The sequence below is a fragment of the Agrobacterium sp. GW821-FHT14E08 genome, assembly GCF_058803865.1.
The window spans coordinates 200,891-226,003 of sequence record NZ_JBXAPJ010000002.1 but is presented as its reverse complement, the minus strand read 5'-3'; the positions used below and the strand labels follow the sequence as shown (position 1 = coordinate 226,003).

Annotated in this window: 25 protein-coding genes; 14 read left to right on the top strand and 11 right to left on the bottom strand. The window is 60.9% G+C overall.

Translation table 11 applies throughout. From position 1 onward, the window contains the following. Window positions 1-108 precede the first annotated feature (108 nt). From copM to relB, 5 genes are read right to left on the bottom strand one after another with little or no spacing between them, the layout of a single operon-like run. Window positions 109-483: a CopM family metallochaperone gene (gene copM / locus AC1ROR_RS09895; protein ID WP_080833584.1), complete on the bottom strand. Its 375-nt coding sequence runs from the start codon at window positions 481-483 to the stop codon at window positions 109-111. 58 nt (window positions 484-541) lie between these two features. After that, entirely contained in the window at window positions 542-940 is a 399-nt protein-coding gene (locus AC1ROR_RS09890) for a hypothetical protein (protein ID WP_498589303.1), read from the bottom strand. A 41-nt stretch (window positions 941-981) separates the two neighbouring features. Further along, window positions 982-1,746, bottom strand: coding sequence for a hypothetical protein (locus AC1ROR_RS09885; RefSeq protein WP_498589302.1), 765 nt, complete (start codon window positions 1,744-1,746; stop codon window positions 982-984). An 18-nt stretch (window positions 1,747-1,764) separates the two neighbouring features. Next, window positions 1,765-2,022: a type II toxin-antitoxin system RelE family toxin gene (locus AC1ROR_RS09880; RefSeq protein ID WP_498589301.1), complete on the bottom strand. Its 258-nt coding sequence runs from the start codon at window positions 2,020-2,022 to the stop codon at window positions 1,765-1,767. Further along, complete coding sequence (gene relB, locus AC1ROR_RS09875) at window positions 2,006-2,233, bottom strand: type II toxin-antitoxin system RelB family antitoxin (RefSeq protein WP_498589300.1); 228 nt, start codon at window positions 2,231-2,233, stop codon at window positions 2,006-2,008. The genes AC1ROR_RS09880 and relB overlap by 17 nt, the downstream gene beginning before the upstream one ends. Window positions 2,234-2,389: 156 nt before the next feature. Between relB and hisS the strand changes: the two genes are divergently transcribed. The 4 genes from hisS to hisG are packed head-to-tail and all read left to right on the top strand — an operon-like array spanning window position 2,390 to window position 6,119. Next, on the top strand, window positions 2,390-3,913 hold the full coding sequence (gene hisS, locus AC1ROR_RS09870) for a histidine--tRNA ligase (RefSeq protein WP_035218712.1): 1,524 nt from the start codon (window positions 2,390-2,392) through the stop codon (window positions 3,911-3,913). Between the two features lie 4 nt (window positions 3,914-3,917). Beyond that, window positions 3,918-4,286 (top strand): VOC family protein, encoded by a 369-nt coding sequence (locus AC1ROR_RS09865; protein WP_080833593.1) that lies wholly within the window; start codon window positions 3,918-3,920, stop codon window positions 4,284-4,286. Window positions 4,287-4,302: 16 nt separating this feature from the next. Next, on the top strand, window positions 4,303-5,430 hold the full coding sequence (locus AC1ROR_RS09860) for an ATP phosphoribosyltransferase regulatory subunit (protein WP_498589299.1): 1,128 nt from the start codon (window positions 4,303-4,305) through the stop codon (window positions 5,428-5,430). Then, on the top strand, window positions 5,427-6,119 hold the full coding sequence (gene hisG, locus AC1ROR_RS09855) for an ATP phosphoribosyltransferase (RefSeq protein ID WP_498589298.1): 693 nt from the start codon (window positions 5,427-5,429) through the stop codon (window positions 6,117-6,119). Before AC1ROR_RS09860 ends, hisG begins: the two co-directional genes overlap by 4 nt. Before the next feature lie 66 nt (window positions 6,120-6,185). Here the strand turns inward: hisG and AC1ROR_RS09850 are convergent, their stop codons facing one another. From AC1ROR_RS09850 to groES, 4 genes are all read right to left on the bottom strand, one after another. Beyond that, window positions 6,186-6,632, bottom strand: a complete 447-nt coding sequence (locus AC1ROR_RS09850) for a DoxX family protein (protein WP_498589297.1) — start codon at window positions 6,630-6,632, stop codon at window positions 6,186-6,188. A 154-nt stretch (window positions 6,633-6,786) separates the two neighbouring features. After that, window positions 6,787-7,221 carry a hypothetical protein gene (locus AC1ROR_RS09845; protein ID WP_035219017.1) on the bottom strand — a complete coding sequence of 145 codons (435 nt, stop codon included), beginning with the start codon at window positions 7,219-7,221 and terminating at the stop codon, window positions 6,787-6,789. Window positions 7,222-7,919: 698 nt separating this feature from the next. Beyond that, window positions 7,920-9,554 (bottom strand): chaperonin GroEL, encoded by a 1,635-nt coding sequence (groL, locus tag AC1ROR_RS09840; protein WP_035218706.1) that lies wholly within the window; start codon window positions 9,552-9,554, stop codon window positions 7,920-7,922. Window positions 9,555-9,627: 73 nt separating this feature from the next. Beyond that, window positions 9,628-9,924, bottom strand: a complete 297-nt coding sequence (gene groES / locus AC1ROR_RS09835; RefSeq protein ID WP_003494080.1) for a co-chaperone GroES — start codon at window positions 9,922-9,924, stop codon at window positions 9,628-9,630. Between the two features lie 370 nt (window positions 9,925-10,294). Between groES and AC1ROR_RS09830 the strand changes: the two genes are divergently transcribed. The 4 genes from AC1ROR_RS09830 (at window position 10,295) to AC1ROR_RS09815 (ending at window position 16,131) form a co-directional block, all read left to right on the top strand. Then, on the top strand, window positions 10,295-11,143 hold the full coding sequence (locus tag AC1ROR_RS09830; RefSeq protein WP_080833599.1) for a TIGR01459 family HAD-type hydrolase: 849 nt from the start codon (window positions 10,295-10,297) through the stop codon (window positions 11,141-11,143). 42 nt (window positions 11,144-11,185) lie between these two features. Beyond that, entirely contained in the window at window positions 11,186-12,166 is a 981-nt protein-coding gene (locus AC1ROR_RS09825) for a bifunctional riboflavin kinase/FAD synthetase (RefSeq protein WP_498589296.1), read from the top strand. 280 nt (window positions 12,167-12,446) lie between these two features. Continuing rightward, window positions 12,447-15,350: an isoleucine--tRNA ligase gene (gene ileS, locus AC1ROR_RS09820; RefSeq protein WP_498589295.1), complete on the top strand. Its 2,904-nt coding sequence runs from the start codon at window positions 12,447-12,449 to the stop codon at window positions 15,348-15,350. Window positions 15,351-15,492: 142 nt separating this feature from the next. After that, entirely contained in the window at window positions 15,493-16,131 is a 639-nt protein-coding gene (locus AC1ROR_RS09815) for a hypothetical protein (RefSeq protein ID WP_498589294.1), read from the top strand. A gap of 52 nt (window positions 16,132-16,183) precedes the next feature. Here the strand turns inward: AC1ROR_RS09815 and AC1ROR_RS09810 are convergent, their stop codons facing one another. Then, a complete protein-coding gene (locus tag AC1ROR_RS09810) occupies window positions 16,184-16,642 on the bottom strand; it encodes a nucleoside deaminase (RefSeq protein WP_020010537.1) in 459 nt (152 codons plus the stop codon). A 71-nt stretch (window positions 16,643-16,713) separates the two neighbouring features. On the opposite strand from AC1ROR_RS09810, the gene AC1ROR_RS09805 reads away from it, so the two are divergent. From AC1ROR_RS09805 to AC1ROR_RS09795, 3 genes are all read left to right on the top strand, one after another. Continuing rightward, window positions 16,714-18,699 (top strand): pseudouridine synthase, encoded by a 1,986-nt coding sequence (locus AC1ROR_RS09805; protein ID WP_498589293.1) that lies wholly within the window; start codon window positions 16,714-16,716, stop codon window positions 18,697-18,699. Next, the gene (rsmD, locus tag AC1ROR_RS09800; RefSeq protein ID WP_035218695.1) at window positions 18,680-19,237 is read left to right on the top strand and encodes a 16S rRNA (guanine(966)-N(2))-methyltransferase RsmD; all 558 of its coding nucleotides are present in this window, start codon (window positions 18,680-18,682) and stop codon (window positions 19,235-19,237) included. Before AC1ROR_RS09805 ends, rsmD begins: the two co-directional genes overlap by 20 nt. Before the next feature lie 148 nt (window positions 19,238-19,385). Continuing rightward, window positions 19,386-20,312, top strand: coding sequence for a patatin-like phospholipase family protein (locus AC1ROR_RS09795; protein WP_080833606.1), 927 nt, complete (start codon window positions 19,386-19,388; stop codon window positions 20,310-20,312). 175 nt (window positions 20,313-20,487) lie between these two features. Here the strand turns inward: AC1ROR_RS09795 and AC1ROR_RS09790 are convergent, their stop codons facing one another. Continuing rightward, on the bottom strand, window positions 20,488-22,317 hold the full coding sequence (locus AC1ROR_RS09790; protein ID WP_498589292.1) for a monovalent cation:proton antiporter-2 (CPA2) family protein: 1,830 nt from the start codon (window positions 22,315-22,317) through the stop codon (window positions 20,488-20,490). Between the two features lie 116 nt (window positions 22,318-22,433). Here AC1ROR_RS09790 and AC1ROR_RS09785 point away from each other — a divergent pair, with 116 nt between their 5' ends. The 3 genes from AC1ROR_RS09785 to AC1ROR_RS09775 all read left to right on the top strand — a co-directional run bounded on the left by AC1ROR_RS09785 (window position 22,434) and on the right by AC1ROR_RS09775 (window position 24,981). After that, window positions 22,434-23,780 carry a TldD/PmbA family protein gene (locus AC1ROR_RS09785; RefSeq protein WP_498589291.1) on the top strand — a complete coding sequence of 449 codons (1,347 nt, stop codon included), beginning with the start codon at window positions 22,434-22,436 and terminating at the stop codon, window positions 23,778-23,780. A gap of 93 nt (window positions 23,781-23,873) precedes the next feature. After that, a complete protein-coding gene (locus AC1ROR_RS09780) occupies window positions 23,874-24,680 on the top strand; it encodes a 3'(2'),5'-bisphosphate nucleotidase CysQ (RefSeq protein ID WP_498589290.1) in 807 nt (268 codons plus the stop codon). 61 nt (window positions 24,681-24,741) lie between these two features. Further along, entirely contained in the window at window positions 24,742-24,981 is a 240-nt protein-coding gene (locus tag AC1ROR_RS09775) for a DUF4170 domain-containing protein (protein ID WP_035218688.1), read from the top strand. Window positions 24,982-25,113: the final 132 nt, after the last annotated feature.

The following is a 25,113-nucleotide window of genomic DNA, read 5'->3' as shown; positions in this document are numbered from 1 at the left end:
ATAGACCGAGAGCTTGCCCCCTCATCCTACCCTTCGGGCCACCTTCTCCCCGGCGGGGAGAAGAAAAGGGGAGCGCCGCGACCGGCGTTCCCCATTCGTCAGCATCAATTACTTGCCCTTCGACTTCAGCCAGGCCTTCATCATGGCGATCTCGCCTTCCTGCGCCTTGATGACCTCTTCGGCCAGCTTGCGGATTTCCGGGTCCTTGCCGTATTCGAGCTGGACCTTGGCCATATCGATTGCGCCCTGATGGTGCGGGATCATGCCGCGCACGAAATCGACATCCGCATCGCCGCTATAATCGATGGCCATATCGCCATGCATCTTCTTGCTGGCTTCCATGAACGCCTTGGTGGACGCGCTGTCGCTCATGGTGCCTTTTGACATGTCATGTCCGGCATGGCCGCCCGCTTCCTGTGCGAAAAGCGGAATGGTGAAGACGGCTGCGAAAGCGGCGGCGAGCGTGATGGTCTTGATAGACATGGATTATCCTTCCTGTGTCTGACGGATTTTTCGAAGATGGGTCTGAAAAAATCTGGGGTCAGGCGCGGGGAGGCGGCAACGGTGGCGCGAAAGCCTTACCGTCAAAGACGATGCCGCGCTGCGGCTTCGGATAGGCGAATATCATCCGGCCGCTATCGGCGAAGATCGTTCGCGGAACCACGATCAGGCAGGCGGCGCAGGAACCGGGATGTGCGGCATCGTCACCATGCGGGCAGCAACCGCCCGCTCCCGTTCCATGAGCTCCGTTCTCCGCATGTGCCCGAGACCCTTGGTCCCGATCCGCGACTCGATGCGAATGGGCATCGTCATGTTTGATCGGCACCTGTGAGGACGCTGCGATGCCCGTGGCCATTGGCATGCTCATCGCCATCTGCGCCGGCATTGCGCCGTATAGCAGGCAGGCAAGAAACATCAATGTACGGACCACCTGAGACATGGCATGAATTTACCGCTGGAATTATGGAATAAGCATGGCCATCAGGTCAGTTCACGCGCGATGACGTGATGCACGATGCGATAATCCCTGCTTTCCTCGCCAAACGGGGCAAGCGGCCATTCCCATGCGGCGGCGGGGGCAGGAAGCTCGATGCCATGCAGCAGGTCTTCATGCTGGTGCAGGTTGCCGTCTTTGCCGATGACGTTGAAGGACGTGTCCGTTATCAGGCAGGCTTTGCAGGGCAGGCCGGCCAGCGCTTCCAGATGGGTGTGAATGAGCTTCGGCAGAAGATCGTCCGGGGCATTTGCGATCTTCTCCCGCTCCAGCCGGTGGCGTGCGCCGGTGCCGATCTGTGACAGGAGATTGGCCGATACCACGAGATCGAGATAGGGCACCCGCCGCAGGAAATCGAGCGGTTCGGCCGGCCGACCGGCAAGAACATCGTCAAAGCCGGAAAGATCGCGGTTGGCGATGCGGACATTCTTTTTGGCATTGAGGCGCAGCTTCGCCTGAACGCTGGCGAGATGCACCAGATCGACCAGCACGACGGTATCGAACATCGCCACCAGCGCATCATTGGGCACATCGCGCAACAGGCCAGACCCCAGCACGACGGCCGTTCGCCGCTGCTTCAGCTTTCTGGCCGATTGCAGCACGAATTGCCGGCTGTTTTTTTCATGCTCCGCCCAGGCTTTGGCGCAGCGGTTGGCGCGCGCCCAGAGGTTCACGGAATAGCGGATATGCGGCCGGAATTCTTTCGGCGTGACCGCGCGTGTGGCGGCATATTGCAGGGCTTCGAGGATCATGAATGCCTAACGGTAGATTTAACGGCGATGGCCGATTTCGACCACCAGCACGACGAGCTTGTGATCCTGTATATCGCAGATGATGCGGTAATCGCCCACCCGGTAGCGCCAGAAATTTCCGAGCTCGGAGCCTTGCAGGGCGGCGCCGGTCTGGCGTGGATCATCCAGTGCCGCCAATCGTTCGTGCAGAAAACTCCGGATTCGCTGGCGCGTTTCCGGATTTATCTTGCGCATCTCTTTCTGGACAAGCGCGTGATATTCAATTGTCCAGATCACGCCAGAACTCCTCGGCGCTTACGACCTTCGATTCTCCACGCTGAATGCGCCGCATCGCTTCCTCGGCGAGATGGAGATCTTCCATATCCTCGATATGTTTCTCGATCGCCTCGCGGATGTAATAGGCGGATGTGCGGCCGGTGCGCTCGGACAGCGCCTTCAGCCGCTCATAGGTCTCATCAGGCAGCCGGATGGCCGTCTGTTTGCTCATGGGTCGCGTCCTTCCCGATCCGAATTGGGATACATGCATCCCATATAGCCCGCTTGGCTGCGTGAGCCAGTAAAACCGGAGCCTTTGCGGCTTGCCGCACCGGGCTTCATCCTCTAATACACCGGCTTGATTTCAGGAAAATATCGGATCGGCCCCATGAGCGAAAAAGCAAAAAAGCCTCAGAAACTGAAAGCCCGCCTGCCGCGCGGCTTCGTGGATCGTTCGGTTGCCGATATTCATGCCACCAATGAGATGATCGAGAAGATCCGCAGGGTCTATGAGCTTTACGGCTTCGATCCGGTCGAAACCCCGCTGTTCGAATATACCGATGCGCTCGGCAAGTTCCTGCCCGATAGCGACCGTCCGAACGAAGGCGTGTTTTCGCTGCAGGACGATGACGACCAATGGATGAGCCTGCGCTACGATCTGACCGCGCCGCTCGCCCGCCATGTCGCGGAAAATTTCAACGAAATCCAGCTGCCATACCGCACCTATCGCGCCGGTTATGTCTTCCGCAATGAAAAGCCCGGACCCGGCCGCTTCCGGCAGTTCATGCAGTTCGATGCCGATACGGTGGGCGCCGCCGGCGTGCAGGCCGATGCGGAAATGTGCATGATGATGGCCGATACGCTGGAAGCCCTCGGAATTCAGCGCGGCGACTATGTCATCCGCGTCAACAACCGCAAGGTGCTCGATGGCGTCATGGAAGCCATCGGCCTCGGCGGGGAAGACAATGCCGGTCGTCGCCTCAACGTTCTGCGCGCCATCGACAAGCTCGACAAGTTCGGTCCCGAAGGTGTGAAGCTGCTGCTCGGCCCCGGCCGCAAGGATGAATCCGGCGATTTCACCAAGGGCGCTGGTCTTGGCGAGGAACAGATCGAAAAGGTGCTGTTTTTCGTCGGTATCAAGGATTATGCGGCAAGCGCCGATGATCTGGCGAAACTGGTCGCGGGCACCTCGAAAGGCGAGGAAGGCGTTGAGGAGCTGAACATCATCGGCGCTCTGGTCACCAGTGCCGGTTACGATGCAACGCGCATCAAGATCGACCCCTCGGTCGTTCGCGGCCTCGAATATTATACCGGCCCTGTCTATGAGGCCGAGCTGAGTTTCGACGTCACCAATGAAAAGGGTGAAAAGGTCGTATTCGGCTCTGTCGGCGGCGGCGGGCGTTATGACGGCCTCGTTTCGCGCTTCATGGGCCAGCCGGTTCCGGCGACGGGTTTCTCCATCGGCGTTTCGCGCCTGATGACGGCGCTGAAGAACCTCGGCAAGCTCGGTCAGGTCAAGCCGCTTGCACCGGTTCTGATCACTGTCATGGACGGTGATGTGCAAAGCATGGGCCGTTACCAGACATTCACGCAGGCGCTGCGCGCCGAGGGCATCCGCGCGGAAATGTACCAGGGCAACTGGAAGAAATTCGGCAACCAGCTGAAATATGCCGACCGTCTCGGTTCCCCCATCGCCATCATTCAGGGCGGTGATGAGCGTGCCGAAGGTGTGGTGCAGATCAAGGATCTGATCGAAGGCAAGCGTCTCTCCGGCGAGATCGAGGACAATGCCAGCTGGCGCGAGGCGCGTGTGGCGCAGGTCACCGTACTGGAGGCGGATCTGGTGGCGAAGGTCCGCGAGATTCTGGAGCATCAGGCAGAGGACGTTCGCCGCGCCGCCGAAGGGCGTTAAGGCCATGGCGATCCTCGCGCTCGACCATGTTCAACTGGCGATGCCGGCGGGCCGTGAGGATGAGGCGCGCTCTTTCTATGGCGGCCTGCTCGGCTTTGCGGAGCAGGTCAAACCCGCCAATCTGGCCGGACGCGGCGGGTGCTGGTTCAGCCGGGGTTCGATAAAACTGCATCTCGGCGTCGAGCAGGATTTCCGCCCGGCGAAGAAAGCCCATCCGGCCTTTCTGGTCGATGATATGGCAACCTTGCGAAAAACACTTGAAACAGCAGGCTGCCATGTGGTTGAGGATGAGCCGCTTGAAGGGTATCACCGGTTTTATGTCCATGATCCCTTCGGAAACCGCATCGAAATGATGCAGCCGCTCGAACCGTGACGAAAAGTACCGTTCCATGCCCCTGATCGACATGCCGGAATTTTCCGGAGAGCTACTGGAAGAATTCGCCGCGCGCCGCACGAGCCGCGTGAACACGCCCGTCATCCAGCCCGCCGAACCCTTTCTGGATATGGCCGGCGAGGATTTGCGCCGCCGTATCTTCATGACGGAAAGCGAAACGGGCGAGAGCCTGTGTCTGCGCCCCGAATTTACCATCCCGGTCTGCCTGCGCCATATCGAAACGGCGACCGGAACGCCGAAGCGTTATTCCTATCTCGGCGAAGTCTTCCGCCAGCGCCGCGAAGGTGCCAACGAGTTTTACCAGGCCGGTATCGAAGATCTCGGCGATACCGATATCGCCGCCGCCGATGCCCGTGCCGTCATTGACGCCACCGGCATTCTGCAGCGCCTGCTGCCGGGCCGCTCGCTTGCCGTCACGCTGGGCGATCAGCAGGTGTTCGAGGCGGTGGTTGCCGCCCTTGGCCTACCGCTCGGCTGGCAGAAGCGGCTGGTGCAGGCATTCGGCGATATGGCGCAGCTTGACGCGTTGCTGGAAAGCCTTGTGCATCCCAAGCCGATGACCGGCCTCGATGCCCGCGTCGCTGGCCTGCTGGCGACGGGCGACGAGGCGGTGCTGGTCGATTATCTCGATACGGTGATGCAGGAAACCGGCTATTCCACCAATGCCAGCCGTGCGCCGCAGGAAATCGCCCGCCGCCTGCGGGAAAAACTGGCTCTTGCCGCCACGCGCCTGCCGGATGAAAGCTTCGCGCTGCTAAAGCAGCTCCTGGCCCTGAAGGCGCCTCTGCCGCAGGCATCGCAGGTTCTGGCGGATTTTGCTGCAAAGGCGAAGCTGAAGCTGGATGGCGCGCTTTCCGCCTTCGATAAACGCGTCGCAGCGCTTGCCAATGCCGGTGTCGATCTCGAAACCGTCACCTATGGCGCGGCCTTCGGTCGTCCGCTCGATTATTATACGGGCCTCGTATTCGAGGTGGTGGAAGCGGGTGGAGACAGCGTGCTGGCCGGCGGCGGCCGTTTCGACCGGCTGCTGACCCTGCTCGGCGCACAGGAAAAAATCCCGGCCGTGGGCTTCTCGCTCTGGCTGGATCGCATCGAAACGGTGCGCGGGAGCGACAAGCCATGATCACCATCGCATTGCCCTCCAAGGGCCGGATGAAGGAAGATGCCTCCGCCGTTCTGGAACGCGCCGGGCTGAAAGTCGCGGCCGTCGGCAATGACCGTTCCTATCGCGGCCGCATCGAAGGGCGCGACGATATCGAGATCGCCTATCTCTCGGCCTCCGAGATCGCCCGCGAGATCGGCGCCGGTACGGTGGATTTCGGCGTGACGGGAGAGGACCTTGTGCGCGAAGGGCTGACCAATGCCGATGCGCAGGTGGAGTTCTGCGCCCGCCTCGGTTTCGGCCATGCGGATGTCGTGGTCGCCGTGCCGGAAATCTGGCTGGATGTGGACAGCATGGCCGATCTCGGCGATGTCGCTTCGGAGTTCCGCGCCCGCCATGGCCGCAGGCTTGCCATCGCCACCAAATATTGGCGGCTGACGCAGCAGTTCTTTTCGCGCCAGCACGGCATTCAGCTTTATCGCATCGTCGAAAGCCTTGGCGCGACCGAAGGTGCACCGGCGGCGGGGCAGGCGGATATCATCGTTGATATCACCTCGACCGGCTCGACGCTGAAGGCCAACCACCTGAAAATTCTCTCTGACGGCATCATCGTCAGTTCGGAAGCCTGCTTTGTGCGTGCCCGCAAGCCGGAACACGAAGGCGATGCGGCGGTTCAGGAGATCGCCTCGCGCATCAGGGCTGTGGTCTGACCACGCAAAACAAAAAGCCGCCGGAGCGATCCGGCGGCTTTTTTATTGGTCGATCTGTTGTTTGGCTTATGCGTGGGCCACAGCCGCGCCGCGCTTAGCGTCGACGGAGTAGGCGCCGGGACCGAAGGCGGCAAGCAGGATGTAAGCGCCGGCAAGGGTGATGTTCTTCACCATCATGATGCCGTTCAGCGTGTTGATCCAGCCAAGAGCCGGCTCAGGCCAGCCGGGAACGGCAACGGTGCCGCTGTGGAACACCAGACCGGTGAAGACGCAGAAGACGGCAAGCGCCCAGGCGGCGATCTTGGTCTGGAAACCAGCGAGAATGGCAAGGCCGGCAACAAGTTCGAACAGGCCTGCAATATAGGCAAGCGCGGTTGCGGCGGGCAGGCCGGCGCCCGTGATCATGCCGGCCGTGCCGGCCGGATCGGTGAGCTTGCCGAAGCCCGATGTGATGAAGATGAAGGAAAGCAGAATGCGGGCGATGAGAACGAGAACGTTCTGGCTGCTGGACATGGAAATCTCCGGTAATTGATCGGCGTGTCGCCGGTTAAGCTGCAGGGCGATGTCTGGAGATATCAATGGCGGAAAATCACCCGTCCATAAAGATGAACAAGAGGAGACGATTTGTCGTCATTTTGTGAACGATGGCGAGCCTTCGGCAGGTTATTCAGGCGGCGAAGCGAATATCTTCGAAACGCGGAAACAGGAAAAGCCCGGAAATTCGCCCCTGCCGATCGTCTTCAAAACCGGCGGATTCACCCATGCAGATAACGGGCTGGCGCATTGTCGGAAGGATGAAGAGGTTGGTGGAAAAGCAGAATCGTGAAGGCGCAGTGGAGGCCTGCTCGAAAAGTTCCAGCACGCGGGCATGGTCGCTGCGATCGTAGCAGCGGACAAGGCTGAGCAGACCGCACTCGCCGGGGGGCAGGCCGTGCATGAAGGAGGCCTGTTCGCCAAGCCTGATGACGCCGCTTGAAAGATCGCTGCTCCACTCTTCCGAAATGAAGAAATTGGACAGGGTTCTGGGATCGGGCGTGGTCGTCACGGCCGCAGGCAGAGCATCGTTGCGTCTTGAGATTTCGAACAAATCGCGCCCCCGCATGAACATCGTACCAGCGACGCAATTTCAAGCGTCACTGCCAAGTTGAACTTCCACCGCCACCCGCAGTCGAAACTTTTAGCCAGGCATCGAACCCCTTCAATGCTTGCGTCCCGTCGCGGCACCCTTACGGGGGCTGACTTATAGTTTATTTTCTCTTACCCACAACAACCAGTCAGAGAGAAAATCAAAAATATTATGTGTTCCTTCATCGCAATCGCGAAATATATGAAAAAAGACAACTATGTGTCGAATTTATAGGCCGGTGAGGGCGAAAATCCGCCTCATCTGCGATTGTGATTCGCCCTTAGCGGTGTCCTATTATTGCATGCACTTCCAAAAACAAGCCGGCTAAGGCTATTTGTGTCCCAAAAGGATACAATATTTTGGAGCCTATCGCACGCGTGGAGTATTTTGCTGCTCCGAAGACCGCCCTTTCTTAATTCCGGTGACAGGATTGATTGGAAGTCCATGCCGCCCGTCTGGCGCGCTTGCGACGCCGGACCACTCAAAAGGCATGGGCGGCAAAGAAAAAGGGCGATCCGAAGACCGCCCTTTCGTAATTCCGGTGACAGGATTGATTGGAAGTCCATGCCGCCCGTCTGGCGCGCTTGCGACGCCGGACCCCTCAAAAGGCATGGGCGGCAAAGAAAAAGGGCGATCCGAAGACCGCCCTTTCGTAATTCCGGTGACAGGACTGATTAGAAGTCCATGCCGCCCATGCCGCCGCCCGGCATTGCCGGCATTGCAGCTTCCTTCTTCGGAAGCTCGGCGATCATGGCTTCGGTGGTGATCAGCAGCGAAGCAACCGAAGCTGCGTTCTGCAGAGCCGTGCGAACAACCTTGACCGGGTCGACGATGCCGAGCTGGATCAGGTCGCCATATTCGCCGGTCTGGGCGTTGTAGCCGTAGTTGTCTTCGTTCTTGTCGAGGATCTTGCCAACAACGATGGAAGCTTCGTCACCAGCGTTTTCTGCGATCTGGCGAACCAGAGCCTGCAGAGCCTTGCGAACGATGTTGATGCCAGCTTCCTGGTCGTCGTTTGCACCCTTGGCAGTGATCTTCGTGGAGGAACGCAGCAGGGCAACGCCGCCGCCCGGTACGATGCCTTCCTGAACGGCAGCGCGCGTCGCGTTGAGAGCGTCGTCGATGCGGTCCTTCTTTTCCTTCACTTCAACTTCCGTCGAACCGCCAACGCGGATCACGGCAACGCCGCCAGCGAGCTTGGCAAGACGTTCCTGCAGCTTTTCGCGGTCGTAGTCAGAAGTGGTTTCCTCGATCTGCGCCTTGATCTGGGCAACGCGGCCTTCGATGTCCGACTTCTGGCCGGCACCGTCGACGATCGTGGTGTTTTCCTTGGAGATCGAAACCTTCTTCGACTTGCCGAGCATGTCGAGGGTAACGCTTTCGAGCTTGATGCCGAGGTCTTCGGAAATGACGGTACCACCGGTCAGGATGGCGATGTCTTCCAGCATGGCCTTGCGGCGGTCGCCGAAGCCCGGAGCCTTGACGGCAGCGATCTTGAGGCCGCCACGCAGCTTGTTGACGACGAGCGTTGCAAGAGCTTCGCCTTCGACGTCTTCAGCGATGATGACGAGCGGCTTGCCGGTCTGAACGACGGCTTCGAGAACCGGCAGCATGGCCTGGAGGTTCGAGAGCTTCTTTTCGTGCAGAAGGATGTAGGCGTCTTCGAGGTCCGCAACCATCTTTTCCGGGTTGGTCACGAAGTAGGGCGACAGGTAGCCGCGGTCGAACTGCATGCCTTCGACGACTTCGAGTTCGGTTTCAGCGGTCTTGGCTTCTTCAACGGTGATGACGCCTTCGTTGCCGACGCGCTGCATTGCTTCAGCAATGTCGAGACCGATCTGACGCTCGCCGTTTGCAGAGATCGTGCCGACCTGCGCAACTTCTTCAGACGTGTTGATCTTCTTGGCCTTGGCCTGAAGGTCCTTGACGACTTCAGCAACGGCCAGATCGATACCGCGCTTCAGGTCCATCGGGTTCATGCCGGCAGCAACTGCCTTTGCACCTTCGCGAACGATGGCCTGGGCCAGAACCGTTGCGGTGGTGGTGCCGTCACCGGCGATGTCGTTGGTCTTGGAAGCGACTTCGCGAACGAGCTGCGCGCCCATGTTCTCGAACTTGTCTTCCAGTTCGATTTCCTTGGCGACGGAAACGCCGTCCTTGGTGATGCGCGGTGCGCCGAAGGACTTGTCGATAACGACGTTACGACCCTTCGGGCCGAGGGTGACCTTCACTGCATCAGCGAGAATGTCGACGCCCTTGAGCATCTTTTCGCGCGCTGTGCGGCCGAATTTGACTTCTTTGGCTGCCATTTTCAAAACTCCTGGTTTCGAATGGCCGGACAGGGTCCGGCTTGAAATTTAAGGAAGGACGGGTTCGGCTAAATCAGCCGATGATACCCATGATGTCGGCTTCCTTCATGATCAGAAGGTCTTCGCCGTCGAGCTTGACTTCGGTGCCCGACCACTTGCCGAACAGGACGCGATCGCCAACCTTGACGTCGAGAGCGACGACCTTGCCGGCCTCATCGCGCGCGCCGGAGCCAACAGCGACGATTTCGCCTTCCTGCGGCTTTTCCTTGGCGGTATCGGGAATGATGATGCCGCCCTTGGTCTTTGCTTCGGATTCAACGCGACGAACGACGACGCGATCGTGAAGCGGGCGGAAATTGGTGCTTGTCATTGCCTAATCCCTCGATCAAATGACTTCACGAACCCTTGGAGGCTCGCGTGATGGGTGTTAGCACTCACCTTGTTGGAGTGCCAGCGAAGCCGAGATAAGGAGGCGTTCTGCCGGAGTCAAGAACGCGCTGTCGGAAAAATTTTATGCGCTATGGTTATCAGCGTTCCATGACAGAAATTTCTGCGTACTAAGCGACGGCGGCAAACCACACCCTATTTGCAATTCGCTGCCTTTTCGGGCCTAGCGAGGTTTTATGTTCGGACGGTGGCGGGCGGGCAGACGGAAGGTTTGTCATTGCTTTTTTTCTTGCCATCGGCGTCCCGCTTTGCGATGTCACGCACACCCTCTTCTCGCATCCGGAAAGCATCTCATGGCCCATCGCATTCTCACCCTCGGCGAAATAACTGATGGGTTCGACGTTATTCTTTCGGATGTCTGGGGCGTGCTGCACAATGGTGTCAGCGCCTTTCCGGATGCGGCGGTTGCACTGCACGAAGCGCGCAAGGCCGGCAAGACGGTGGTGCTCATCACCAATTCGCCGCGCCCCGCTCCCGGCGTCATTGCCCAGCTTCGCGTTCTCGGCGTTCCGGATGAGGCCTATGACCGCATCATCACCTCCGGTGACGTCACACGCGGCCTGATCGCGGAAGGCCCGAAAAAAGTCTTCCTGCTCGGCCCGGAACGCGATCTGCCGCTGCTGGAGGGTCTGGATGTCGAGCGGGTTAGCGAAGCGGAAGCGCAATCCGTCGTCTGTACCGGTTTCTTTGATGACGAGACGGAAACGCCGGAAGATTATACAGAAATGCTCAAGGGCTTCATCGCCCGCGGGGCGCCGATGATCTGCGCCAATCCCGATCTGGTGGTGGAGCGCGGTGAGCGCATCATTCCCTGCGCCGGCGCCATGGCCGCCTATTATGAACAGCTGGGCGGCGAGGTCCGCATTGCCGGCAAGCCGCATATGCCGATCTACGAAGCCTGCCTCGCGGCGGCGAAAGAAGTGCGCGGCGCCTTCCCCAAGGATCGCGTGCTCGCGATCGGCGACGGCATGCCGACGGATGTGAAGGGCGCGATTGCGAGCGGCCTCAACCTTCTTTATATCAGCGGCGGCATTCACGCCGCCGAATATACGCTGAACGGTCAAACGGACGAGGCGCTTCTGAACGCCTATCTCAAGGGGCAGGGCGCGGCTCCCGGCTGGTGGATGCCCCGTCTTGCTTAAAGGGCGTCTGGCTTAAGCTGGCGCAAAAATGGATCGACTGCCATGACCGTCTTTCATCGCAATGAAAAAAAGGAGCCGCTGCCGGACAATCTTCGCGGCGGCGTCATCGCGATCGGCAATTTCGATGGCGTGCATCGCGGCCACCGCGCCGTTCTGGATCGCGCGCTGGAACTGGCCGAGGCGCGTGGTGTTCCCGCGCTGGTACTGACTTTTGAACCGCATCCCCGTTCCGTGTTCCGCCCGGAAACGCCGGTCTTTCGCCTCACCCCCGCACCTCTGAAGGCGCGCATTCTCGAAGCCATCGGTTTCCGCTCCGTGATCGAATACCCCTTCGACCGGGAATTCTCGCAGCGTTCGGCGGAGGAATTCGTCCAATCCATTCTGGTCGACTGGCTCCATGCCAGCGCTGTCGTCACCGGCTTTGATTTTCATTTCGGCAAGGGCCGCGAAGGTGGTCCGGCCTTTCTGATGGCCGCCGGCAAGCGCCACGACTTCGACGTGACACTGGTGGATGCCTTCCGCGACGAGGGTGCGGATGTCGTTTCCTCCAGCCGTATCCGCTCGCTCTTATGCGAGGGCGATGTGGCGGGTGCGGCCGGATTGCTGGGTTACCGCTTCACGGTGGAAAGCGAAGTCATCGGCGGCCAGAAGCTGGGGCGCACCTTGGGTTACCCGACAGCCAACATGGCGCTGGCGCCGGAGACGGAACTGAAGGCGGGCATCTATGCCGTGCGGTTCCGCCGGCCTGACGGCTCCATCCGCGATGGCGTCGCAAGCTTCGGATACCGCCCGACGGTGACCGAAAACGGCGCGGCGCTGCTCGAAACCTATATCTTCGATTTTTCCGGCGATCTCTATAGCGAGGTCTGTTCGGTGTCCTTCTTCGGGCATCTGCGTGACGAGCTGAAATTCGATGGCCTGGAACCGCTGGTCGCGCAGATCAGGCGCGACGAGGAGGAGGCAAGGGCGATGCTGTCAGGCGTGCGGCCGCTGAGCGAAGTGGATGCGAAGATCGCATTTTGAGCCGGAAGGGCTGGGGAGCCCGTATTCCGGCCCATTTTACTGTCGCTTTTCTCTTCCTTTTTGCTGGAAAACCGCATAAACAACCGGCCATGTCCCAATACCGGTTGATGTTTAAAAATCAGATTGGCCGAATTATTGGCCCGGCCTTCCGCCCGCTCTGAGGAGCCGGAAGGTCCGGGATTTTGGCGCTTGTCACGGCATTTGTGATGGCGCTTTCCGAATTTGCCCTGTTTGAAATTGAGACGGCGCGACCGACACGGCGCGCAACAACGGTACGATTATGAGCGACACCGCAGAAAAACTCGACTATTCCGCCACCCTCTATCTGCCGCAGACGGATTTTCCGATGCGCGCCGGCCTGCCGCAAAAAGAACCGGAAACGGTGAAGCGCTGGCAGGAGATGGGCCTCTACAGACGCCTGCGCGCCTCCGCCGCCGGCCGCGAAAAATTCGTGCTGCATGACGGCCCGCCCTATGCCAACGGCAACATCCATATCGGCCATGCGCTCAACAAGATCCTGAAGGACGTCATCACCCGCTCGTTCCAGATGCGCGGTTACGATGCCAATTACGTGCCGGGCTGGGATTGCCATGGCCTGCCGATCGAATGGAAGATCGAGGAAGCCTATCGCGCCAAGGGCAAGAACAAGGACGAGGTTCCAGTCAACGAATTCCGTAAGGAATGCCGCGACTTTGCGGCTGGCTGGATCAAGGTCCAGTCGGAAGAGTTCAAGCGCCTCGGCATCGAAGGCGACTTTGAAAATCCCTACACGACGATGAACTTCCACGCCGAAGCCCGCATCGCCGGCGAACTTTTGAAGATCGCCCGGACCGGCCAGCTTTATCGCGGCTCGAAGCCCATCATGTGGTCGGTGGTCGAGCGCACGGCACTGGCGGAAGCCGAAGTCGAATATGCCGATGTCGAGAGCGACATGATCTGGGTGAAGTTCCCGGTTGTGCAGGCAGCTCCTGTTCTTTCTGGTGCTTCCGTCGTCATCTGGACGACCACGCCGTGGACCATCCCCGGCAACCGCGCCATCGCGTTTTCGTCGCGGGTTGAATATGGCCTCTACGAAGTCGAAAGCGCGCAGAACGATTTCGGTCCGCAGCCGGGCGAAAAGCTGATCTTCGCCAAGAAGCTCGCCGATGAGGCAGCGGCCAAGGCGAAGCTGACCTTCAAGCTCGTTCGCGACGTGAAAACCGAAGAACTGGCCGCCATCACCTGCGCCCATCCTTTGGTGTCGCTCGGTTATGATTTCCCGGTACCGCTTCTCGACGGCGATCACGTCACCGATGATGCCGGTACGGGTTTCGTGCACACTGCGCCGAGCCACGGCCGCGAGGACTTTGATGTCTGGACCGCGCATCAGCGCGAGCTGGAAGCGCGTGGCGTTTCGTCGGCCATCCCGTTCCCGGTTGGCGATGACGGTTTCTACACCGAAGACGCCCCCGGTTTCGGCCCGTCCGCCGAAGGCGGCGCTGCCCGCGTCATGGACGACAACGGCAAGAAGGGTGACGCCAACGACCGCGTCATCAAGGCGCTGATCGCGGAAAACAACCTGTTTGCCCGAGGCCGTCTGAAGCACAGCTATCCGCATAGCTGGCGCTCCAAGAAGCCGGTCATCTTCCGCAACACGCCGCAATGGTTCGTCTATATGGACAAGGAACTGGGCGACGGCACGACGCTGCGCTCGCGCTCGCTGAGCGCCATCGACGACACCCGCTTCGTTCCGGCCTCTGGCCAGAACCGCCTGCGCGCTATGATCGAAGGCCGGCCCGACTGGGTTCTGTCGCGCCAGCGCAGCTGGGGCGTGCCGATCGCCGTCTTCGCCGATGAGAAGGGTGAAGTTCTGATCGATGAGGCCGTCAACGCCCGCATCCTCGAGGCCTTCGAGGCCGAAGGTGCGGACGCCTGGTTCGCCGAAGGCGCCAAGGAGCGTTTCCTCGGCAATGACCACGACCATGCCCGTTGGCAGCAGGTCATGGACATTCTCGACGTGTGGTTCGACAGCGGCTGCACCCACACCTTCACGCTGGAAGACCGCCCGGACATGAAGTGGCCGGCGGATGTCTATCTGGAAGGGTCCGACCAGCATCGCGGCTGGTTCCATTCGTCGCTGCTCGAAAGCTGCGCGACGCGTGGCCGTGCGCCCTATAACGCCGTTGTCACCCATGGTTTCACCATGGATGAGAAGGGCGAGAAGATGTCCAAATCCAAGGGCAACGTGGTTTCGCCGCAGGAAGTCATGAAGGACGCCGGCGCGGATATCCTGCGCCTGTGGGTCATGACCACGGATTATTGGGAAGACCAGCGCCTCGGCAAGGCCATCATCCAGACCAATGTCGATGCCTATCGCAAACTGCGCAACACCATCCGCTGGATGCTCGGCACCCTTGCCCATTATGAAGGCGAGGAGATCGCCTATGCCGATCTGCCGGAACTGGAAAAGCTGGTGCTGCACCGCCTGTCCGAACTGGATGGCGTCGTTCGTGAAGGTTATGACGGTTTCGAGTTCAAGAAGATCGCCCGCGCGCTGGTGGATTTCGCCAATGTCGAGCTCTCGGCCTTCTATTTCGACATCCGCAAGGACACGCTTTATTGCGACGCGCCGTCGTCGCTGAAGCGCCGTGCTTCGCTGTCGGTCATTGCGAAGCTGTTCGATTGCCTCGTCTCGTGGCTGGCGCCCATGCTGCCCTTCACGACGGAAGAAGCGTGGCTTTCGCGTTATCCGGATGCTGAATCGGTGCATCTTGTCCAGTTCCCGGAAATCCCGGCGGAGTGGAAGAACGATGCGCTGGAAGCGAAATGGGAGAAGATCCGTAAGGTTCGCACGGTCGTGACGGGCGCGCTGGAAGTCGAGCGCCGCGAAAAGCGCATCGGCTCCTCGCTTGAGGCAGCCCCTGTCGTGCACATTGCCGACGCCGACCTGCTGGCGGCGTTGAAGGGGCAGGATTTCGCCGAAATCTGCATCACTTCGGCCATTTCGGTGGTGGGTGATGAAGGCCCGGCCGATGGCTTCCGCCTGCCGGAAGTGGCAAAGGTCGTGGTCGAGCAGAAACTGGCGGAAGGCGCAAAATGCGCCCGTTCCTGGCGCATCACCACCGATGTCGGTTCCGACCCGGACTATCCGGAGGTTTCGGCCCGCGATGCGGCCGCCTTGCGGGAGCTTGCCGCGCGCGGATAAGGAAAATGGCCGGATGAATTGCGCTTTGCGTCTTCATCCGGTACACCTGCCTGAAAATGGCCGGATTTGCACGGCAATGCGGGCTGCCGCCTGCCGAAAGACGATGTCTGGCGAAGTGGGACGGACGGCTGGAAGGGTTTCAATGAAGACGATGCAGGGTAATGCGCAGGGTTTGGGCATGTTTCGCACGGTTGCAGGCATCACGGCCATAGGCGTGCTGCTGGGCGCTTGCACGAGCCCGACCTACGGTACGGGCAAGACGGCGGCGGAACAGCTTGTCGACGATCTCGGCAACGCAACCTCGATCACCGGTGACCAGAGCAAGCGCAACCTGAAATACAGCCCGCGCCCCAGTCTTGTCGTTCCTGCCCAGTCCCGTGCCGAACAATTGGCCGCGCCGCAGCAGAATATGGCGAACCGCGAAAACAACCCGCAATGGGTTGAATCGCCGGAAGAGACCCGCGAACGTCTTCGCGACGAGGCGGATGCCAACAAGAACAACCCGCATTACCGCTCGCCGCTGCTTGCCGGTAACGGCACCGCCGGCCAGATGACCGAAAGCCAGAAATGGGAAGCCTTCCGCAAGGCGAAGGCCGAAGCCCAGGGCGGCTCCGTCGTCAACGCCCAGCGCCGGTTCCTTACCGATCCGCCAGCCGAATATCGCAGCGTTCCGCAGGATCAGCTGACCGACCTCGGTGAGCCGGAGCAGAAGAAGGAAAAGCGCCGCAAGAAAGAAGCGGCTGTCGCCAACACCGGCAAGAGCTGGTGGAACCCCTTCTGATAAAATGACGGGCTGATGGTGGCCTGCGGGAAAGGTTTCTCCCGTCGGCCGCTCAATCGTCGAGACGTTTCTCGCGGAAAAATTGCCGCAGGATTTCCGCACTTTCGCTTTCCGCCAGCCCCGAATAAACATCCGGCGCATGGTGGCATGTCGGCTGGCTGAAGAAGCGCACACCACTATGCACCGCGCCGCCCTTGGGGTCTTCCGCGCCGTAATAAAGGCGGCGGATACGGGCGAATGAGATCGCCGCCGCGCACATGGTGCAGGGCTCAAGGGTTACATAGAGATCGGCGCCGGGCAGCCGTTCCTGCCCCAGCGCCTCGCAGGCCATGCGGATCACGGCGATTTCGGCATGCGCCGTCACATCGTTCAATTCACGGGTGCGATTGCCGGAGCGGGCAATGACGCGGCCATCCAGAACCAGCACCGCGCCGATAGGAACCTCCTGGCGTTCGCCGGCGGCGCGGGCTTCCGCCAGCGCCAGTTCCATGAAATGCGTCCTTTCGGCCATTGTGTTTCAATTTCCTCTTAACCCTTGTGCTTGGACCTGATAGGACAGCCCAAACAACAGGCAAACAGCAAATGACTTTTAAAGACAAGCCGAAGCGTGACGGCGGCAAGACATTTAGCCGCGACAAGAAGCCGAAAGGCCCCGGCAAGCCGGCCTCGGAGCGTGAGAAGAAACCGGCCGAAGCAAAGGCAGCCCCAGCGCCCGAAGCCGTGGTCGGCACCAAGCCCGAACGCATTTCCAAGATCATGGCCCGCGCCGGTGTCGCGTCGCGCCGCGATGTGGAGCGGATGATCATGGAAGGCCGCGTGTCGCTGAACGGCGTCAAGCTGGATAGTCCGGTCGTGAACGCCACGCTTTCGGACAAGATCGAAGTGGACGGCATGCCGATTCGCGGTGCCGAGCGCACGCGCCTGTGGCTTTACCACAAGCCGGCCGGTCTGGTGACGACCAATTCCGACCCGGAAGGCCGCCCGACCGTTTTCGACAATCTGCCGGGCGAACTGCCGCGTGTGCTCTCCATCGGCCGCCTCGATATCAATACCGAAGGCCTGCTGCTGCTCACCAATGATGGCGGCCTGTCCCGTGTGCTCGAACTTCCGACCACCGGCTGGCTGCGCCGCTACCGCGTGCGCGCTCATGGTGAGGTCGATCAGGCCGCACTCGACAAGCTGAAGGACGGCATCGCCGTCGACGGTGTGCTGTATGGCGCGATCGATGCCACGCTCGACCGTACCCAGGGCCACAATGTCTGGATCACCATGGGTCTGCGCGAAGGCAAGAACCGCGAGATCAAGAATGTGCTCGGCGCGCTTGGTCTTGAAGTCAACCGCCTGATCCGCATCTCCTACGGTCCGTTCCAGCTCGGCGATCTTGCCGAAGGCAAGGTGCTTGAAGTGCGCGGCCGCATGCTGCGCGATCAGCTCGGACCGCGTCTGATCGAAGAGGCAGGCGCCAATTTCGACGCGCCGATCTACAATACATCCGTCGACGATGAGGAAGAGGCCCCGGCCAAACGCGCCAAGCCCGAATGGGCCAAGGGCGACGCGCCGGAAGGCAAGCCTCGTTTCGAAAAATCCGCTGGCAGACCGGAAGACCGTCGCGAAAAGGCGCTCGGCCGTCTCGATACCAAGCGCGGTGACAAGCCCGCCGGCAAGTTCGGCTCCAAGCCCGCTGGGAAATTCGGCGCCAAGGGCCGCAATGAGGATGATGGCGAAGAGCGCCGCAGCCCCCGCCAGCCCGCCGGCACCAGCCGGACGGCCAATGTCTGGATGGCGCCCGGCGCAAAGCCGACCCGTGATGGCAAGGAACGCAAGTCTTCCGCCCGCGCGGAAGCCGAAAGCCTGTTCAAAAAGCCGTCCGCCCAGGCGGAAGCGCGCCGCAGCGTCGTGCGCCATGCCGATGACGAGGGCGAGTGGATCCGCTCGGAGCCGACCCGTGAGGATGACCGTGGCCAGGGCCGTGGTGATCGTTCTGCACGCGGCGAAAAGAGCTTTGGCGATCGCGGTGGACGCGGTGGCAAATCCTTTGGCGACCGGCCCTCTGGCGACAGGCCTTTCCGGGATCGCCCCCGCGAAGACGGTGACCGCCCGCGTGGCGACCGCCCGGCACGGGGTGCAAAAAGCTTTGGTGACCGACCGGCACGTGGCGACAAGCCCTTTGGCGACCGCCCTTTCCGTGACCGGCCCCGTGAAGATGGTGATCGCCCGCGCAGCGACCGTCCGCGCGGCGAGAAGAGCTTTGGAGATCGCACCGCACGTGGCGAAAAGCCATTCAGCGAACGGCCGTTCCGCGACAAGCCCCGCGAAGAAGGGGATCGTCCGCGCGGCGACCGGCCTTTCGGGGATAAGCCCAGAGGCGGCAAACCGGGTGGCAGGCCCGCATCGGGCAAGCCGTCTTTCGGTAAATCGGGCGAGCGTGGCGAACGTTCGGGTTTTTCGGGTAAGGGTAAAGGCCCCGGCGGCAATGGCCCCGGCGGCGGCAAGCCGGGTGGCAAAGGCCCGGGTGGCAAACCTTCTGGAGGCAGGGGAATGACACGTAATGCGGATCGTAGGCGGTGAGTTCCGCGGCCGGACACTGGCCGCGCCGAAATCGAATTCCATTCGTCCGACCATCGACAGGACGCGGGAAAGCCTCTTCAATATCCTGAGCCACGCCTATCCGGAAAGTCTTGACGGTACGCGCGTTCTGGACGTTTTCGCCGGAACCGGTGCGGTTGGGCTGGAGGCTCTTTCGCGCGGCTGTCGCGTGGCGCTCTTCGTCGAAAACGGCGTTGAGGGCAGGGGGCTGCTCTGGGAAAATATCGATGCGCTGGGTCTGCATGGCCGCGCCCGCATCCTGCGGCGTGACGCCACCAAGCTTGGCGGCGTCAACAATATCGAGCCTTTCGATCTTTTGTTTGCCGATCCACCCTATGGCCATGGCCATGGGGAAAAGGCGTTCGCGGCAGCACATGGCGGCGGCTGGCTCACACCCGGCGCGCTTGCCATTCTGGAAGAGCGCGGTGATGTTGCGGTCAATGTCGATCCAGCGTTCAAGCTGCTTGAAAGCCGTATCTTCGGCGACACGAAAATGCATTTCTACCGTTACGAGCCCTGACGGGAACACCTTCCCGTCACGCCACGGTCTTGTCTTGTTTGCCGAATAGGCAGAGCCTGCGTCCTGTCGACCGATACTGTCAGGCAGTGTCGCGACAGGCTATGCCGGCAGACAGGACCTGTGCGGGGAAAGAGTTTTGGGTATTCGCATGGAGCAGGGTGTAAACGAGAGCGTCACGATCGTCCGCGCCGGAGAAGATGTTCTCGAAGGCGGCGGCACGGGTGGACAGGAGCCGACATTCGGCGTGGCGCTCGGCGGCGGCGGTGCGCGCGGCATCTGCCACATCAACGTCATCGAGGCGCTGGACGAACTCGGTATCCGGCCGGTGGCGCTATCAGGCTCATCGATCGGTTCCATCATCGGTGCAGGCATGGCGGCCGGCATGACGGGCCGGGAAATCCGTGAATATACGCTCGAACTCATGGGGCGGAAGGGTTCGGTGGCCAACCGGCTCTGGAGCCTCGGCCCGGCCTCGATGCGCCATGCGGTGGACGGCTTTCGTCTCGGGCAATTCAATCTCGAACTCATTCTGCACGCTTTGATGCCGCAAGCCTTGCCAAAGGACTTTTCCGAGCTTGCCATCCCGCTCAAGGTGATAACCACCGATTATTATGCCCAGACCGAAGTGGTGGTGGAGAGCGGCGAGATCATCCAGGCGCTGGCGGCATCTGCCGCCATTCCGGCACTGTTCATGCCTGTTCGTATCGATGGCCGCATCATGATCGATGGCGGCATCTTCAACCCCGTGCCCTACGAGCATCTGCTGGACCAGGCCGATATCGTCATCGGCGTTGATGTGGTCGGCGGTCCCGAAGGCGATGGCACCACCATGCCGAACCGGCTGGACAGCCTGTTCGGCGCCAGCCAGCTGATGATGCAGGCGGCGATCGCCCTGAAACTGAGGTTACGTCCGCCGCACATCTTCCTGCGCCCGCCAGTGCACCGTTTCGGCGTGCTGGATTTCCTGAAGTCCGAGGAGGTGCTGAACGCATCGGCCGGCATCAAGGACGATCTGAAACGGCAGATCGACATGCAGGTGGAACTGTTTCATCGCGGGCAGGGCGTGGAGGCTTGACGAATGGGGCGAGTTTTCTTCTCCCCGAGGGGGAGAAGGTGGCCCGAGGGGCCGGATGAGGGGGCAAGCTCTCCGAATATCTCAACCGTCGCCCCCTCATCCCGCTGCCGCGGACTTCTCCCCGGCGGGGAGAAGAAACAAGCGACGCTCTCCCAGTCACTAAGTTGAACTCAATTCACAGCGAAACTTCCGTCTCGCTGTCCTCCGCATCCTCTTCTTCTTCCCGCTTCTCCGCCTTGTTCTTCGGCTTCATCAGCGGCTCCGGCTTCACTTCGCGCACCGGCTTGTTGTGCAGCATCTGCCGGCCGGCGGCGAGACCTTCCACGGCCTGTAGTTGCAACCGCTCCTCGTCGCGTTCGCGAATATCGTCGGCAATCGCCAGCGCCCTTTCGCCATCCATATCCAGCCCTTCCAGAATGCGCTTGCCGAACAGCAGGCCCGATTCCAGCGTCTCGCGGATTTCATATTCCACGCCCTTTTTCCTGAGGTCGAGCGAATGCACACGGTCATAGGAGCGGACATAGATGCGCACGCTCGGAAATTCCGACTGGATCATGTCGATGATACGGTCGGTCACCTCTTTCTTGTGGGTGCAGACGGCAACGAGATCGGCCCGTTCTATTCCGGCGGCGATCAGCACGTCCTTGCGTGTGCCATCACCGAAAAAGATGCGGAAGCCGAAACGGGCGGCCTGGCGCACGCGGTCGGCCGAGCTGTCGATGACGGTGACGTCGCGCCCCCCGGCGAGAAGAATCTGCGAGGCGATCTGGCCGAAACGGGAAAAGCCGATGATCAGCACATCCGCACCCGCGCCGTCGAAATCCTCTTCCAGCTTGTCCTCTTCCGCATCCTCCGCCGTCAGCCGGCGGGAAATCACCGCCAGAAGCGGCGTCAGCGCCATGGAAAGCGTGACCACGGCAACGAGGATCGAGGCGGTCGCCTGCGGGAAAAGCCCCGAGGCGGCGGCCGTGGTGAAAAGCACGAAACCGAATTCGCCGCCCTGCGCCAGAAGCAGCGCGATGCGGCTGGACGCATAACGCGACGAACCGGCAATGCGGCACAGAATGTAAATCAGGCCCGCCTTCACCGCCATCATCACCGGCACGGCGATCAGGATGAGAAGAATGTGCTCATAGACGATATTGACATGCAGCGACATGCCGACGGCCATGAAGAACAGCGCCAGAAACAATCCGCGAAACGGCTCGATATCCGCCTCCAGCTCATGCCGGTAGGAGGATTCCGACAGCATCAGCCCCGCCAGCAATGCGCCCATGCCCATCGAAAGCCCGACAGCTTCCATGATGGCGGCTGCACCGATGACGACGAAGAGCGCGGCGGCGATCATCACTTCGCGCGCGCCCGTGCGGGCAATGATCTGGAACATCGGTGTCAGCAGGTAACGCCCCGCCAGCACCATGCCCGCCACCGCGATGATCGAAGCGAGGAGGTCGTAGGACATCGAATCCGTCGGCACGTCCGGGCGGTTCGAAAGAATGGTGACGAGGGCGAGAAGCGGCACGATGGCGAGATCCTGAAACAGCAGGATCGAAAAGGAGCGATTGCCGTGGCGCGTATTCATGTCGCCGTCATCGGCAAGGATTTGCAGCGCAAAGGCGGTGGAGGAAAGCGCAAGGCCGAAACCGGCAACGAGACTGCCGCGTGCATCGATCAACCCCGCCCACCAGGCAATGGCCGCCAGCACGCTGCCCGTCACCAGCACCTGCGCCAGTCCGAGCCCCAGAATGTCGCGCCGCATCTGCCATATGCGCGATGGTTTCAGTTCCAGCCCGATGATGAAGAGCAGAAAAACCACGCCCAGTTCCGAGACATTGAAGATGTCCTTCGCATCCGTGACCAGATGCAGGAACGGCCCGATGATGATGCCCGCCACCAGATAACCGAGCACGGTGCCAAGCCCGAGCTTGCGGAAAACCGAGGCCGCGATGACCGCGCCGGCCAGAAGCAGCAGGGGTTCGGAAAAGAGAGCGTCGTGCTCGGTCATGCGGGCGGACTTTCGAATAGGGTGGCGACAATACCGTCCGAATGGAGAAAGCGGCGTTTCGCCCTTGATGCGGGGTTCCTGGCACAATAAATGGAACAGGAATGAAAGGCCAACTCATGTCCTCAGAAATAGATTCTTCCAAACTTCTCGATCGCGCCAGCCAGCTTGTCGATCTTGCCCGTGCCGCCGGTGCGGATGAGGCGGATGCCGTTGTCGTCCGCTCCCGCTCGCAATCGGTCGGCGTGCGGCTGGGCAAGGTGGAAAGCACCGAATCCTCCGAAAGCGACGATTTTTCCCTGCGCGTCTTCGTCGGCCGCCGGGTGGCGAGCGTTTCGGCCAATCCGGGCTTCGACCTGAAGACCTTGGCGGAACGGGCGGTAGCCATGGCCAAGGTCTCGCCGGAAGATCCCTTTGCCTGCCTCGCCGACAGGGAACGGCTGGCGACCTCCTATGACGATCTCGAGCTTTTCGATGCGACGGAAGTATCGGCGGATCAGCTGCGCGAGGCGGCCCTTGCTTCGGAAGAGGCGGCGCTGGCGGTCAAGGGCGTCAGCAATTCCTCGGGCGCCGGCGCATCGAGCGGCATGGGCGGCCTTGTCCTTGCCACCTCGCACGGTTTTTCCGGCAGCTATATGGGCAGCCGCTTCAGCCGTTCCGTCAGCGTCATCGCCGGCGAAGGCACGAAGATGGAGCGCGACTACGATTTCGACAGCCGCCTTTATTATGCCGATCTGGATGCAGCCGAAGAGATTGGCCGTCGTGCGGGTGATAAAGTCGTGCGCCGTGTCGGCCCGCGCCAGGTCGATACCGGTAGCAATATCACCGTGGTTTTCGATCCGCGCATCGCCCGCGGCTTTGTCGGTGCGATTGCCGGCGCCATCAACGGCGCGTCGGTTGCCCGCAAGACCAGCTTCCTGCGCGATAAAATGGGTCAGCAGGTTCTGAAAAAGGGCCTTTATCTCACCGACGATCCGCAGATCGTGCGCGGCCCGTCCTCGCGTCCCTTCGATGGCGAGGGCGTGCGCGGCGAGAAGATGACGATGATCGAGGACGGTGTTCTCAAGCACTGGTTCCTGTCCACCTCGGCGGCGCGGGAACTTGGCCTTGAAACCAACGGTCGCGGCGTGCGCGGCGGCACGGCGGTTTCGCCGGCCTCCACCAATCTGGCGCTGGAGCCGGGCGATATCTCGCCGGAGGATCTGCTGCGGCAGGTCGGAACCGGCTTTTACGTCACCGAGCTGATCGGCCACGGCGCCAATATGATCACGGGTGAATATAGCTGCGGCGCGAGCGGTTTCTGGATCGAGAACGGCGAAAAGACCTTCGCGGTTTCCGAGGTCACCATCGCCTCGAACCTGAAGGACATGTTCATGCGGGTCACGCCGGCTAACGATATCGACCGCAAATACGGCGTCGCGGCCCCGACGCTTGCCATCGAAGGCATGACGATCGCGGGCAAGTGAGACGGCCTGCGGGTTGTTTTCGCCGGCACTTTGTGTGCAAGTGCGAAGAGAAAAACAGGCGCGCCGTGTGAGGCGCGCGGAAAAGACGGCAAAATGAACGATATGGCTGAGGCCCGCTGGGCCTCCGATCTGAGGCTGGTCCTCGAAGCCGCCCGCAAGGCGGGCGAGACGGCCCTCGGTTTCTTCCGCAAGGATCCCGAGGTCTGGTGGAAGAATGGCGGGCTTTCGCCGGTCAGCGCGGCCGACTATGCTGCCAATGAAATCCTCGAAACCATCCTGCGCTCAGCCCGGCCCGACTATGGCTGGCTTTCCGAAGAGACGGATGACGATACGGACCGCCTTTCCCGCTCCACCGTCTTCGTGGTCGATCCCATCGACGGCACCCGCGCCTTCATCAGCGGCCGGGACACTTGGTGCGTCAGCGTCGCGGTGGTGCATGAAGGGCGGCCGGTGGTTGCGGTCCTCGTCGCACCCGCGCTCGCCGAGGAATTCACGGCACTGGACGGTGGTGAGGCGCTGAAGAATGGCGAGCCCATTTCCGCCGCACGTGAAAATGTCGGCATCTTCCATCTGGCGGCACCGGAAGACGTGGTCACGCATCTGCCGGAAGAGGTACGGGGCAGCGTCAAGCGCATTCCGCACGTACCCTCGCTTGCCTATCGGCTGGCCATGGTGGCCGATGGCCGTATCGACGGAACGCTGGTCAAGGCCAACTCGCACGAGTGGGATCTCGCCGCCGCCGACCTGATCCTCGAAAGGGCCGGCGGCCGTCTGGTGGGTCTCGATGGAAAACCTCTGATGTATAATCGCCGTGAGGTGAACCACCCCGCATTGTGCGCCGCAGCAGATTATGCGCTGCCCACGCTTTTGAAAGCGTTTTCGCATCTGTCCGACAGTTGACGTTTGCCGGGAAATCCCGCAGATGAAGGCCTCTCTCAGAGTCTAAGAAAGAGATAAAGACATGACGGAAGCCGGCAAACAGAAACAGCTGCTGCACCTTGTATTCGGTGGCGAACTGGAAAACCTTCAGGATGTTCAGTTCCGGGATTTGAATGCGCTCGATATCGTCGGCATCTATCCGGATTACGCTTCCGCGCTCACCGCATGGAAATCCAAGGCGCAGATGACTGTTGATAACGCCCATATGCGTTATTTTATCGTGCATATGCACCGTCTTCTCAATCCGGACGATAAAATTTGAGTCCTTTTGCCCTTGCGTTGTAATACTATTGGGTGAAGGCGAGTTTTCCGGTGATTCCTGCTGAAAATGTGCAGGCCGGGATTTTGATTGCGAGAAAATGTGATCGCGCTTTCGTTTCCGATGACAAAAAAT

Excerpts from the sequence above, each read along its gene's own strand:
- hisS (WP_035218712.1), top strand. The coding sequence starts at position 2,390 with ATGAGCGAAAAAGCAAAAAAGCCTCAGAAACTGAAAGCCCGCCTGCCG.
- AC1ROR_RS09805 (WP_498589293.1), top strand. The coding sequence starts at position 16,714 with ATGACTTTTAAAGACAAGCCGAAGCGTGACGGCGGCAAGACATTTAGC.
- groES (WP_003494080.1), bottom strand. The coding sequence starts at position 9,924 with ATGACAAGCACCAATTTCCGCCCGCTTCACGATCGCGTCGTCGTTCGT.
- AC1ROR_RS09865 (WP_080833593.1), top strand. The coding sequence starts at position 3,918 with ATGGCGATCCTCGCGCTCGACCATGTTCAACTGGCGATGCCGGCGGGC.
- ileS (WP_498589295.1), top strand. The coding sequence starts at position 12,447 with ATGAGCGACACCGCAGAAAAACTCGACTATTCCGCCACCCTCTATCTG.
- rsmD (WP_035218695.1), top strand. The coding sequence starts at position 18,680 with ATGCGGATCGTAGGCGGTGAGTTCCGCGGCCGGACACTGGCCGCGCCG.
- copM (WP_080833584.1), bottom strand. The coding sequence starts at position 483 with ATGTCTATCAAGACCATCACGCTCGCCGCCGCTTTCGCAGCCGTCTTC.
- AC1ROR_RS09830 (WP_080833599.1), top strand. The coding sequence starts at position 10,295 with ATGGCCCATCGCATTCTCACCCTCGGCGAAATAACTGATGGGTTCGAC.
- AC1ROR_RS09850 (WP_498589297.1), bottom strand. The coding sequence starts at position 6,632 with ATGTCCAGCAGCCAGAACGTTCTCGTTCTCATCGCCCGCATTCTGCTT.
- AC1ROR_RS09775 (WP_035218688.1), top strand. The coding sequence starts at position 24,742 with ATGACGGAAGCCGGCAAACAGAAACAGCTGCTGCACCTTGTATTCGGT.
- AC1ROR_RS09780 (WP_498589290.1), top strand. The coding sequence starts at position 23,874 with ATGAACGATATGGCTGAGGCCCGCTGGGCCTCCGATCTGAGGCTGGTC.
- AC1ROR_RS09890 (WP_498589303.1), bottom strand. The coding sequence starts at position 940 with ATGTCTCAGGTGGTCCGTACATTGATGTTTCTTGCCTGCCTGCTATAC.
- relB (WP_498589300.1), bottom strand. The coding sequence starts at position 2,233 with ATGAGCAAACAGACGGCCATCCGGCTGCCTGATGAGACCTATGAGCGG.
- AC1ROR_RS09815 (WP_498589294.1), top strand. The coding sequence starts at position 15,493 with ATGAAGACGATGCAGGGTAATGCGCAGGGTTTGGGCATGTTTCGCACG.
- AC1ROR_RS09795 (WP_080833606.1), top strand. The coding sequence starts at position 19,386 with ATGGAGCAGGGTGTAAACGAGAGCGTCACGATCGTCCGCGCCGGAGAA.
- groL (WP_035218706.1), bottom strand. The coding sequence starts at position 9,554 with ATGGCAGCCAAAGAAGTCAAATTCGGCCGCACAGCGCGCGAAAAGATG.
- AC1ROR_RS09810 (WP_020010537.1), bottom strand. The coding sequence starts at position 16,642 with ATGGCCGAAAGGACGCATTTCATGGAACTGGCGCTGGCGGAAGCCCGC.
- AC1ROR_RS09860 (WP_498589299.1), top strand. The coding sequence starts at position 4,303 with ATGCCCCTGATCGACATGCCGGAATTTTCCGGAGAGCTACTGGAAGAA.
- AC1ROR_RS09825 (WP_498589296.1), top strand. The coding sequence starts at position 11,186 with ATGACCGTCTTTCATCGCAATGAAAAAAAGGAGCCGCTGCCGGACAAT.
- AC1ROR_RS09845 (WP_035219017.1), bottom strand. The coding sequence starts at position 7,221 with ATGCGGGGGCGCGATTTGTTCGAAATCTCAAGACGCAACGATGCTCTG.
- AC1ROR_RS09790 (WP_498589292.1), bottom strand. The coding sequence starts at position 22,317 with ATGACCGAGCACGACGCTCTCTTTTCCGAACCCCTGCTGCTTCTGGCC.
- hisG (WP_498589298.1), top strand. The coding sequence starts at position 5,427 with ATGATCACCATCGCATTGCCCTCCAAGGGCCGGATGAAGGAAGATGCC.
- AC1ROR_RS09785 (WP_498589291.1), top strand. The coding sequence starts at position 22,434 with ATGTCCTCAGAAATAGATTCTTCCAAACTTCTCGATCGCGCCAGCCAG.
- AC1ROR_RS09885 (WP_498589302.1), bottom strand. The coding sequence starts at position 1,746 with ATGATCCTCGAAGCCCTGCAATATGCCGCCACACGCGCGGTCACGCCG.